Source organism: Flavobacterium sp. XS2P24 (assembly GCF_030010285.1).
Taxonomy (GTDB): Bacteria; Bacteroidota; Bacteroidia; order Flavobacteriales; family Flavobacteriaceae; genus Flavobacterium; species Flavobacterium algoritolerans.
In genome coordinates, this window is record NZ_JASCRU010000020.1 from 41,957 (window position 1) to 54,324 (window position 12,368).

Consider the following 12,368-nt stretch of genomic DNA (forward strand, 5'->3'; position numbering starts at 1 on the left):
TTCTATTTAAATTATTTTCTCTTCAAAAGGAATATTCTCGTCTAAAATTTCGCTCAACAAAAGAACCATTTGTTCTAAATAATTAGTCAAAATTTCTTCATTTATAATCGAATTTATTTCTTTGTCTTCTTTAAAATTAAACGGAAGAAAACCTGCCTTTAAATTCTTAAAAGAAATAATTCCTGCTTCAATTGGCTTTCCTTTTGCCTCATGTTCATACATATAAGCATACGCGAGCACCTGAATGATTTTATCGCTTTTAATGTCTTCGGTTAATCCTTTCCAAGATTTCAAAGTGACGCTTGCTTTTTCTACTTTTCCGGTTTTATAATCAATGATTCGAATAATTCCGTTGCGTTCTTCAATTCGGTCCACATTTCCTTTTATCAATACCGGAAAAGGCAAATTAGGATGATGTAATGGTCGCCCGAAAGTTTGTTCTAACCCTAAAATTTTTATTGCATCTCCGTTCTTGATACTTTCCAGTTCTACTTTTAAGAAATTCGAAACATTTCGTTTAGCAACTTCAAACGCCAATAAATTTCGACCTTTTTTGATTTCGCCTTCTTTATACACCAATTTGAATTGCTCCAAAACCTCAGCGTCAATTTGTTTGAAACAATTTAGAATATCACTTTCCGAAATAAATTTACCAATGAAAGGCTCGTACAAAACTTTTAGGGTTTCGTGGATAATAGTTCCCAACGTATTCAAGGCAATGTTTTCCTCTACTTCTTCGACTTCGCTGATGCGTAAAATCTTCTGGAAATAAAACTGAATCGGATTACGGATATAACTCGTCAATGCCGATGGAGAAAACCCTTTTTCGGCAATTTCTCTCAATCGCACCATCACACTTTCCGATTTTGGAATTACCATCGGTTGATACGCTGTTTCGGGTAAAACAGCATTATAAATTTCGTGAGTCAATGTATGATTTTTTTGCTTTTCGACTTCCAATTGGGTGATGAACCGGCTTTTTTCACCCGCATCCAATCCTTCACTTTCGGTATTATACAGCAAGTAAATGTTTTTGGCCCGTTGCAATAAATGATAAAAATGATACGTATAAATAGCATCTTTTTCTTTGAATGTCGGCAAACCTAGTTCGCGTTTCACATCATACGGAATAAAAGAATTTTGTGATTTCCCCGCCGGAAATTTCCCTTCATTCAATGAAGTGACAATAACGGTGTCAAAATCCAAAACACGGCTTTCTAAGACTCCCATAATTTGCAAACCATTCAAAGGTTCTCCTTCAAAAGAAACTTCGGCTAAATCAATGACTTGTTTGTAAATCGCATAAAGTGTTTCTATTTTATCGATGTGTTCGTGCTTGGAATAGTAATTAATCAGTTTATTGATGACTTTGAAAATGGCAAAGACAAAAGCCTTAGTGATTTTTTCTTCTTCGTTGTCGTTACTTAAATTTTCTTTTATAGTTTGCAATAATTTAGAAATAGTCTCTAATACCGGAATCGAACCATTTTCCCATTTTTGGAATAACAAGAGAAACAACTCGCTTGGAATTACATTCAATTCCATCAATTTATGATGCGTAATAAAAGTATAATTATTTTGATTAATAGTATGGACAAGCGCACTGGTTTTCGCATACGGTTCCACCAAAGGATGTGTCAAAATATCCAAAACATCTTTGTAATACAAGACATAACTTTTGGCATTTCTGGACAACGCATTCGTGTGCATTTTGAATAATTTTGCAATCAAAATCTGGGCTGGATTGTTCTTGCTTGAATATCCCATTGTGATATTCAAAGCACCAACGCTTGACGGTAACGAATATAAAAGCGGCACCAGAAGATTTTCCTCGCCTAAAACCACAGCCACTTTATCCAACTTCCCGTCAGTCCCAAGGCTTCGGGATTCATTAATGACATTCTCAATAATACTTCCGGCTATTTTGGCCTGACCAATTGTTTTTGGCGTTCCAATAACCTGTATGTTTTTAGTCTGCGAAAAATCATTTACAATCCATTCAAACGGATGTAATTTATAATGTTTCCAACTTTCTTTGAAACGTCGCACAAACAGCCCTGCATCGTGATACGGATCATTGAGAAATGTTTGATCTACGTCCCAATATATTTTGGCCTGATCAGAAGCGATAAGGTGCTGGATTATTTTTTCTTCGGCTGCATTTAATGCATTAAAACCGGCAAACAGGAATTGTTTACTTTGTACTGAATTCGAAAAATGGTTTAAATTGTTTACCGCTTCACGATAAATTAATCCCTGATATCCGATTCCTTTATTCAGTAAATGAGTATAAAGGAATTGATAATAATTGGGTAGTAATTTCCAAAAATCGATATATTTCTCTAATAATACCGTTTTATTTTCGACTTCAATTCCCCATTTTTTAATATCCTCGATATCTTTCAAATACGAAAGAACATGTGATGACTCTAATAAATAGCGGTCAATTTCATTAAAATCTTGTAACAGCGTTTTTGCCCAATTGGCAAACAATTCAAACGTTTGTTGGTTTGCTTTATCGGTAATGGATAAGTAGACTTCATAGAATTCAAATAATAGTTCAATGGGATCTATGGTGCGAATACCTGCAATATTTTGAACAAAATCTTCAATACTTATAATTTCGGGAGAAAGTATATTTGTCGTAACCTGATTTTTTAGCGCTTCAATCAGGAATATTTTGGCTCGTTTGTTTGGTAAAACAACAATCGTATTGGAAAGATTGCCTGAGTAATTTTCAATTAAAACTGAGGCTATTTTATCTAAAAAAGAAGTATTTGTCATTTTATAAAAATAAAAAAAACGCCTCGATAAATCGAGGCGTTTTCCATAAATATTTTAGAAAGAAATTATTCTTTAATCAAAGATATTTCAACTCTTCTGTTCATTGCTTTTCCTTTTGCAGTTTTGTTAGTTGCAATTGGTTTAGTTTCTCCGAAACCTGTAGATCTAAGTCTATCAGCAGCAATTCCGTTTTCAATTAAATAATTTTTAACTGCAGCAGCTCTGTTCTCAGATAAAGTTTGGTTAAGTTCATTACTACCATCACTATCACAGTGACCTTCGATCATGAATCTTGAATAAGGATATTCTTTTAAGATTGAAGTGATTGATTGTAAAACTGTATAAGTTCCTTTTTGGAAAGTAGATTTACCAGAATCAAACAAGATAATTTTACCATAGTTATTTAAAGTTTTCATAACTTCTTCTGAAACTTCTGGACAACCTTGATTAGCAACAGTACCTCTTACTTCTGGACATTTGTCATCTTTGTCTAAAACACCATCTCCATCAGTATCTGGCCAAGGACAACCTGCGTTTTCTTTAGGACCTGCAACAGTTGGACATTTGTCATCTTTATCAGCTACTCCGTCTCCGTCAGTATCAGGACAACCTTTCAATGCAGCTAAACCAGCAACTTCTGGACAAACATCATCTTTATCAGCAATTCCATCTCCATCTGTATCAGGACATCCGTTCAATGCAGCTAAACCAGCAACTTCTGGACAAGCGTCAGCACTATCTTGAATTCCATCTCCGTCTGTATCAGGACAACCATTGAATTCTTTTAAACCAGCAACTTCTGGACAAGCATCATCTTTGTCATAAATTCCATCTCCATCTGTATCTTTACCTCCGAATTTGAAGATAAGTCCAGCTGAATGTTGAAAATGTGATGGAGCATCAGGAACACCAGCTGCATCTTCTCTATCACCAAAAGATTTTTTATATTTTGTTGCAAGTTCTAAACCAACATTTTCAGTAAACCAAAAAGTTAAACCAGCACCTGGGTTTAAAGTTCCGAAACTACTATCACCGAAGAAAGTATAACCTCCACCAACAGATAGAGACGGATCAATAACTTTAGAATTGATTAAATTCATGAAACTATATTTAATAGTTGCATCAACACCGTAGTACATCAAATCACCAGGGTTAGAAACTACATATCCACGAGAATCATGACCTACTGCAGTTGGAGCAAATTTCACATATTTATCGATTTTGTTCACAGAACCAGAAAGTCCAAATGAGAAATTATCGCCTACGTATTTCGATACGCTAAGGTATGATACCGAAGGAAGAATATTCCAGTTGTCTTTAATCGCAAACGGTTGAGAAAAATGTTGATCTAGCCAATTGTGTCCTCCACCAGCACTAGTTTTAGTGTCAACGGCATTAACTCCAAAAGAGACTGCCCATGGATTGTTACTGTCTTGTGCGTGAGAACTTAATCCCATCACCATCATTACAGCAACTAAAAGTTTGTTAAGATGTTTCATACTTAATTTTTTTAATTACAATTTAGTTAATTATAAACAAAAGTAATGCGTAAATTTTTAACTACAAAACTAAATATTAAAAAAAACCTATAAAAACTGCCAAAAGTGGAAATTATATAACTTCAAATCAAAATTATATAACATTTAACATTCTGCCAACTTCAACAAAAGCACTGATAGCCTTGTCTAAATGTACTTTTGTATGTGCTGCAGATAACTGTACTCTAATTCTTGCTTTATCTTTAGGGACTACCGGAAAGAAGAAACCTATAACATAAATCCCTTTTTTCAAAAGCTCATCTGCCATTTTTTGTGACAATTTTGCATCATATAACATAACCGGAACTATAGCAGAATCCCCATCAATGAAATCAAAACCTGCTTTTTTCATCCCGTCTTTGAAATAATTAGTATTCGATTCCAATCTATCACGCAATGAAGTATCCTTTTCTAATAATTCAAAAACTTTAATAGAAGCTCCAACAATAGCTGGCGCCAAAGAATTAGAAAACAAATAAGGTCTGGAACGTTGGCGTAGTATCTCAATAATTTCTTTTTTGGCAGTCGTATAGCCTCCCATTGCGCCACCAAGTGCTTTGCCTAATGTTCCGGTAATAATATCTACTCTCCCCATTACACCTTTTGCCTCGAGTGTTCCTTTTCCGGTTGCACCAATGAATCCGGCAGCATGACATTCATCTACCATAACCATCGCATCGTATTTATCTGCTAAATCACAGATTTTATCCAAAGGAGCTACAACGCCATCCATAGAGAAAACACCATCTGTAACAATTAATTTGAAACGAGTTCCAGCCTCTGAAGCATTTATTAATTGTTGCTCCAAATCTTCCATATTGCTATTTTCATAACGATATCGAGCTGCTTTACACAAACGAACACCATCTATGATAGAAGCATGATTTAAACTATCTGAAATTATCGCATCGTTTTCCCCTAATAAAGGTTCGAAAACCCCACCGTTAGCATCAAAAGCAGCAGCGTAAAGAATAGTATCTTCAGTACCATAAAATTCAGAAATCTTTCTTTCCAATGTTTTGTGAATATCCTGAGTTCCACAAATAAAACGAACTGATGACATTCCGAAGCCATGAGTATCCAAAGCGTCTTTAGCAGCCTGAATAACCTCCGGATGTGATGATAATCCAAGATAATTATTGGCACAAAAATTCAGAACAGTTTCCCCTGTAGAAATAGTAATTTCGGCTCCTTGTGGCGAAGTAATAATTCTTTCTTTTTTGAAAATTCCATTATCTTCAATAGTCTGTAATTCTGCTTGAAGATGTTCTTTTATTTTTCCGTACATTGTTAGTGTTTATTAATTCGTTTTATGTTTATAAATATCTCAGGCTACAAATTTACTACATCGATTTCTTTTCCTATATATATAAGTGCTTTTTTTATCACTTTATATCCCATTAACTCAATTGCCGTTTGATAATTTTCCAATTGCTGTTTGTATTTCACATTGTGTGTTCCCGTTTTATAATCCAGCAACAAAACTTCTTTGTTTTTTGTTAAAACCATTCGGTCTGGTTTAATGGTCTTACCCTCTTTTTGAATAATAGTTTGTTCATTCAAAACTTCATTCCCTTCAGCAAAACAAATTCCTAATTCACTGTGATTGACAATTTCTTGAATCGTATTAAAAACTATTTCTTTTTGATCAAAAGTTATCAATCCGTTTTCAATAGACTTTGTAATTGCCAAATCAACATCGTTTTTAGTTTTCACAAAAGACAGAATTTCATGAATTACATTTCCATACTCTATAGCTTCCTGCTGATGCGTTCCCCACATTAATGCTTCACGCTGCGCAATTTTTATATTCTTTGGATTTAGAATTTCAGAAACCAAAGGAATCGTTTTTGAAGTGTCGATGTGTTGTTTTACTGAAGATAATTTCGCTGGATTTCCAAATTCATATTCCAATTTATTTTCATCAAACCCAACTTTATTATCCAAATAATTAATAAAAAAACTACACATATTATTCTTTGGAATTTCTCCTTTACTGGATAAATTCATATTCGAAATCACATACAATTGCTCCTCAGCTCTTGTCAAAGCAACGTATAAAACATTGATGTTATCTAATAATTCTTCCTGCTTTTTTTGATTATAAACCTCCGCAGCTTCAACTCCAAATCCTTCCACCGCTTTACTATTATCAATCAACACTTTTGGCAAACCAAAATCCTGTTCTTCCGCGTTGAGCCATAATTTATCTTTTGGCTTTAGACTATAATCTTCCTCCGCAAAAGGAAAAATTACAACCGGAAATTCCAAACCTTTCGATTTATGAATCGTCATAATCCGAACTGCATTAGTCCCTTCCGGAGACGGAATACTGAATTTCTCCGCATTTTTATCCCAGAAATTTAAGAAGTCCGAAATCCCTGCTTGGTTGCGAATGTCTCGTTCCAGAACAATGTCCAAGAAATATTGAACGTAGGCATTACTAATTTTTGGGTTCAGGAACTTTGTTATTATTGTCTCCACCGCTTCATACAATGATTTTTTTCTAATGTTTTGAAACGAAAGCGAAACATCGAAACTCACCAACCAATTTTCGAAATCAATTTCCTGAAATAACGCCATTCCTTGAGCGATAAAATCATGAATAGGTAATTTATCCTGACTGTTTTGACCTAAATATTGAAGGAAATTCGCTTTGGATTCCAAGTCAGAACTGTTTTTCAAATATTTCAATAAATGAATAATTAATCGGACTTCGGTGGCATTTTGAATCATCAAAGTTTCCGATGACAAAAGTGGAATCCGTTGCTCGGTCAAATAATTAGCAATCGCAATTCCCTGGCTTCGTTTTCGAGTCAGAATCACAATGTCTTTGTATTGAAAGCCTTGTTGTAGTACTTTTTGAATCGTATTTAATGTCGCTAAAACATACAAATCGGTTTTATCCAAAGTTTCTTCATCTTCCGAAGTTTCAACTTTTGGAATGAAAGAAATATTTACGTAGCCACCAGTTTTGTCATTCGTTTTTTGATGGCTGTGATTTTCATACAAATCTTTATAATCCAAATGTTCGAATTCATTCGATAACAATTTAAAAAAATTATTGTTGAATTCGATTATTTGCGAATAAGAGCGGTAATTTTTATCTAAATGTTCGAGTCTTTTGTCTGGGTTATTGAACGGATTTTGGTCTTTACTCAACTCGATAAATTGCTCTGCTTTTCCGCCACGCCACCTGTAAATGGATTGTTTTGGGTCGCCCACAATCATCAAAGTTCCTTTTACTCCAAAATCATCCTGACCCGAAAGCGCATTATCAATCAGCGGAATCAGGTTTTGCCATTGCATTTCGGACGTATCCTGAAATTCATCAATAAAAAAATGACGGTAGCGCTCGCCCAATCGTTCGTATATAAAAGGTGCAGGCTGATTTTGAATCTCTCGGTGAATGATGGCGTTAAATTCTGAAATAGAAAGTACATTTTGTTCTTCCTGAATTTTGGCTAATTCATTACTTACGGTATTTAGTAATGATAATGGCGTAATGTTTTTCAGGAACGCTTTATAGAAATTTATCTTTTCGAAAGCCGTGTAAACTTTAGTAAGAATTAGCAAAAATTCAGGAATAAGGTTTTCAATAATCGCTCGATCTTTTGCCGTTTTATTGATTGCAATATCATCAAACTCATGAAAAGTTTTATTCTTGGGATTGAATTTCCCTTGTTGAATACTATTAATATGATTTGGAAAAGTCCCTCTGGAAAAAGATTTCACATCAATTCCGTTTTTATCAATTACCGTTAGCGCTTCTTCTGCAAAAATAATAGTTTGCTTTTCTAAGTCTTTGCAGGCTTCGGAAAGTTTGTTTTTAATTTCGACAAATTCAGTGATGGATTTATCTTGAAAATGGGTGATTTCGTTTCGGTTATTTTCGTTTAAAACCAACCGACCCGTTTCGAGGATTTCTCGAGAAATATCCCAAGATTTATCATCGTCGGTTTTTTCCATCGTGAAATCAATTAACAATTTTGTTAATGTTTCATCTTCTCCAGCTTGAGCAATAATAGCATCGACGGCTTCTATCAATAAATTTTCGGTGTCCAATGTGACTTCAAAAGTCATCGGCAAATTCAAATCATGCGCAAAAGCCCGAATCACTTTATGTGTAAATTTATCAATGGTCGAAATATCAAAAGCGGCATAATTATGAATAATATGCTTGATGATTTGCTGTGATTTGGTTTTAATTTGAATGATGGATAATTCCGTGTCAATGGATAAATCCTGCATTAAATCCTGCGCTTTTGCACTTGGTTCGTCTTTAGCAAATTCGGATAAACTGCCTACGATTCTACTTTTCATTTCGTGTACCGCTTTGTTGGTAAACGTAATGGCGAGAATGTTTCGGTAGGCATCATTTTTTGGCGCTACAAGGATGATTTTTAGGTATTCTTTGACAAGCGCATAGGTTTTTCCGGAGCCGGCCGATGCATCGTATATGGAAAAGGAAGGTCTTTGCATTGCGATTTTAGATTTCTGATTAACGATTTTAGATTTCTGATTTAGAATTAGCGTCCTAATTTCTCAATCTCCTAGCCCTGATGGAAACGGCATCCTTTTTATAAGGTGATTTTTCTTCACCTTATAAAAAGATATAGTGAACAGCAGGAAATAGCTTCTAAAAACACACGTATTAATAGGTTACTTTTAAAATTTGTCCCGAAACTTCGGGATAAAACTTAAAAGTAGTATTTTTGCAGCATGGAAACAAATAGACAGAAAAAAATAGGTGGGGTTATCCAAAAAGATTTGGTTGATATTCTGCAAGGTGAAGTGAGAAAAAACGGATTGGCTAATTTAATCATTTCGGTATCCAAGGTTACTGTGACTACAGATTTATCAGTAGCGACAGTGCATTTAAGCGTTTTCCCTCAGGACAAAGCAAAAGAGATTTTAGAGGCGGTGAAGTCCAATGCTAAAAACATTAAGCATGATTTATCACAACGTGTTCGTTTGCAATTAAGAAAAGTTCCAAATTTGGTTTTCTTTATTGACGACTCTTTGGATTACATTGAAAAAATTGACAATGCTTTAGCCAACAGAGATAATCCTATAGAAAACAGAGATCTTTTGGACAAACGCAGATTTCAATAAAATTTGAATTTTCCCCTTTACATAGCCAAACGCTACATTCGTAGCAATAGTAAAAATAATGCTATCAATATTATCAACCGCATTGCCAGCATGGGAATTATTGTTGGCGCAATGGCTTTGTTTGTGGTTTTATCTGTTTTTAGCGGGTTGAAAGTTTTTAGTCTTTCGTTTACGAATGAGATTGATCCCGACCTAAAAATAAGCAGCACTCTAGGAAAATCCTTTTTGATTTCTCCAAATCAAGAAAGCCAAATCAAGAAAATTGATGGCTTGGTTTCGTATACTAAAATTATTGAAGAGCGTGTTTTATTCACTTTTGACGGAAAACAGGAAGTTACCTACTTGAAAGGAGTTGATTCTAATTTCAGTAAAGTAAATGCCATAGAAACAAAACTTTTTAACGGACAATGGCTAAAACCCGACACCTATCAAGTGGTGGTGGGTTACGGAATTTCCCAAAAATTCTCCATGGGATTGCTTGATTTTAATCGTCAATTAGAAGTTTTAGTTCCAAAGCCAGGAAAAGGCGCTATCGAAAATCCGGAAGAAGCTTTTAACAAAACGGATCTAATTCCTGTTGGGATTTATGCAATCAGTGAAGATTTAGATTCGAAATATGTTTTTGCCGATTTAGGTTTAGCGCAGGAATTATTGGAGTACAAAACCAATCAGGTTTCCGGGATTGAAATCAAGACAAAAACCGATGCTTACGAAAGTGCAATTACTGAACAACTTCAAACTATTTTCAACAATAAAATCACCGTAAAAAACAGGGCACAACTCAACGAATCGCTTTATAAAATGTTGAATACCGAAAATATAGCCGTGTATTTAATTTTTACCTTAGTGATAGTTGTGGCGCTTTTTAACTTGATTGGCGCGTTAATTATGATGATTTTAGACAAAAAAGGAAACCTAAAAACCCTTTTTAATCTTGGAACCGAAATCAAGGATTTACGAAAAATATTCCTGCTTCAAGGCACTTTACTAAGTGTTTTCGGCGGAATTATTGGCTTGGTTTTAGGAATTATTATTGTGTTGTTACAAGAATATTTTCAGTTGGTCATGATTACTCCTACACTGGCGTATCCTGTGATTTTTTCTCTCGAAAACGTACTAATCGTCATGGGAACTATCGTTGCACTAGGCTTTATTGCTTCCTTAATTGCAAGTAGTCGCGTGAGCAAGAAGTTGTTGGATTAATTTTTTTAATTAAAAAGAATATTTACATTTACCTTTCTTAAAATCTAAACGCTATGATAGTTTCTGTCTAGTCCTTCTTTATTTATAAAATAATTAGGTCCACTTTATTTACTTTTAGGTCCAGCTAATACGTCTGGACTGTCCATCTTATTAATCCTAATTTATCATGACAGAAACAACAATAGAAAAAAACTTATTTTCTCGAATTTTTACAACATTAAAACAAGCTATCAAAGGAGATGAATCTTTTGATTACACGTCTGGAAGCATCAAAAAAAGAGTAATTCTTCTAGCCATTCCGATGGTATTGGAAATGCTTATGGAATCCGTTTTTGCTTTAGTCGATTTATATTTTGTTGGTCATTTAGAGCAAAGCAGTTATGCTATTCAAGCGGTTGGTTTAACCGAATCGGTAATCACGATTGTTTATTCTATTGCTATCGGGATTAGTATGGCTGCTACTGCGGTTGTTGCTCGTCGAATTGGCGAAAAAGATCCTGTCGCTGCTGCAAAAGCAGGAATGCAAGCCATTATTATTGCATTTGTTATCAATACAATAATCAGCATTTTTGGTTTTATTTACGCTAAAGATATTTTGTTATTTATGGGAGCCTCTGTTGAAGCTGCTGAATATGGGCTAAACTTCACTCGGATTATGATGGGCGGAAGCTTATGCATCATGCTTTTATTTCTTATTAACGGAATATTCCGTGGTGCAGGAAATGCTGCCATTGCCATGAAAAGTCTTTGGTTGGCTAATATTTGCAACATTATTTTATGTCCCATATTAATCAATGGATTTGGACCTATTCCTGCTTTTGGATTAATGGGTGCCGCAATGGCAACAACTATAGGCAGAAGTATTGGTGTTTTGTACCAATTGTATCATTTATTTAATGGCAGAGGAATTTTAAAAATCATACCTTCTTATTTCATTCCAGATTTGGAACAAATAAAAGCATTGGTAAAAATCGCTGCTCCTGGAGTATTACAATTTGTAATTGCTTCCTGTAGTTGGATATTTTTGGCTCAATTAGTAGCCACAACGGGTGGAGATCATGGTTCGGCGGGATATCAAACGGCATTGCGCATCATGATGTTTTTTATTCTTCCTGCTTGGGGATTAAGTAATGCTGCAGCAACTTTGGTGGGTCAAAATTTAGGTGCCAAAAAAATTGAACGTGCCGAAAAATCAGTTTTTACCACCGCAAAATACAATGTGATTTTTATGGCAATTATTACAGTTATCACATTGTTTTTTGCCAGTTCCCTGATTTCATTTTTTACAAATGATCTTATTATTCAAAAGATTGCCGTTGAAGCATTACAAACCATGTGCTTGGGATATGTTTTTTATGGAATAGGAATGGTGTTAATCAATACATTCAATGGAGCCGGTGATACCTGGACTCCAACAATGATTAATTTTTTCGGATTCTGGTTGTTCCAAATTCCATTGGCTTATTTATTATCCAAATATTATAAAATGGGACCAACAGGTGTTTTTATAGCGATTCCTATAGCCGAAACCGCAATTACTTTGGCAAGTATTGTTCTCTACAAAAGAGGAAAGTGGAAACGCATCAAAGTATAACAAAAAAGGCTTAACAATGAACATGCCCCAAAAAGTTAGACACTATTTGGGGCATTTTTTATGGAAAGAAAAGTTAAGTATGATTACGCATTTAAGCTAGAATGCGCAGAATTAGTCTTGAAGAAACATTATTC

General features: G+C 34.6%; 7 protein-coding genes. 3 read left to right on the forward strand and 4 right to left on the reverse strand.

Annotated features, from left to right (window positions below; genetic code table 11):
- Positions 1–6 precede the first annotated feature (6 nt).
- The 4 genes from QLS31_RS12315 to QLS31_RS12330 all read right to left on the reverse strand — a co-directional run bounded on the left by QLS31_RS12315 (position 7) and on the right by QLS31_RS12330 (position 8,804).
- Positions 7–2,784: a PD-(D/E)XK nuclease family protein gene (locus QLS31_RS12315; protein WP_282744114.1), complete on the reverse strand. Its 2,778-nt coding sequence runs from the start codon at positions 2,782–2,784 to the stop codon at positions 7–9.
- A 65-nt stretch (positions 2,785–2,849) separates the two neighbouring features.
- Positions 2,850–4,283, reverse strand: a complete 1,434-nt coding sequence (locus QLS31_RS12320; RefSeq protein WP_282744115.1) for an OmpA family protein — start codon at positions 4,281–4,283, stop codon at positions 2,850–2,852.
- 133 nt (positions 4,284–4,416) lie between these two features.
- Complete coding sequence (kbl, locus tag QLS31_RS12325) at positions 4,417–5,610, reverse strand: glycine C-acetyltransferase (RefSeq protein ID WP_282744116.1); 1,194 nt, start codon at positions 5,608–5,610, stop codon at positions 4,417–4,419.
- A 44-nt stretch (positions 5,611–5,654) separates the two neighbouring features.
- Positions 5,655–8,804 carry a UvrD-helicase domain-containing protein gene (locus QLS31_RS12330; RefSeq protein WP_282744117.1) on the reverse strand — a complete coding sequence of 1,050 codons (3,150 nt, stop codon included), beginning with the start codon at positions 8,802–8,804 and terminating at the stop codon, positions 5,655–5,657.
- Between the two features lie 240 nt (positions 8,805–9,044).
- Between QLS31_RS12330 and rbfA the strand changes: the two genes are divergently transcribed.
- From rbfA to QLS31_RS12345, 3 genes are all read left to right on the forward strand, one after another.
- Positions 9,045–9,437 (forward strand): 30S ribosome-binding factor RbfA, encoded by a 393-nt coding sequence (gene rbfA, locus QLS31_RS12335; protein ID WP_099714149.1) that lies wholly within the window; start codon positions 9,045–9,047, stop codon positions 9,435–9,437.
- A 3-nt stretch (positions 9,438–9,440) separates the two neighbouring features.
- The gene (locus QLS31_RS12340; protein ID WP_282744118.1) at positions 9,441–10,640 is read left to right on the forward strand and encodes an FtsX-like permease family protein; all 1,200 of its coding nucleotides are present in this window, start codon (positions 9,441–9,443) and stop codon (positions 10,638–10,640) included.
- Between the two features lie 166 nt (positions 10,641–10,806).
- Entirely contained in the window at positions 10,807–12,234 is a 1,428-nt protein-coding gene (locus tag QLS31_RS12345; RefSeq protein WP_282744119.1) for an MATE family efflux transporter, read from the forward strand.
- Positions 12,235–12,368 lie beyond the last annotated feature (134 nt).

Bases quoted from the DNA above. Each gene is read 5' to 3' on its own strand.
- QLS31_RS12315 (WP_282744114.1), bottom strand. From the start codon at position 2,784: ATGACAAATACTTCTTTTTTAGATAAAATAGCCTCAGTTTTAATTGAA.
- QLS31_RS12320 (WP_282744115.1), bottom strand. From the start codon at position 4,283: ATGAAACATCTTAACAAACTTTTAGTTGCTGTAATGATGGTGATGGGA.
- kbl (WP_282744116.1), bottom strand. From the start codon at position 5,610: ATGTACGGAAAAATAAAAGAACATCTTCAAGCAGAATTACAGACTATT.
- QLS31_RS12330 (WP_282744117.1), bottom strand. From the start codon at position 8,804: ATGCAAAGACCTTCCTTTTCCATATACGATGCATCGGCCGGCTCCGGA.
- rbfA (WP_099714149.1), top strand. From the start codon at position 9,045: ATGGAAACAAATAGACAGAAAAAAATAGGTGGGGTTATCCAAAAAGAT.
- QLS31_RS12345 (WP_282744119.1), top strand. From the start codon at position 10,807: ATGACAGAAACAACAATAGAAAAAAACTTATTTTCTCGAATTTTTACA.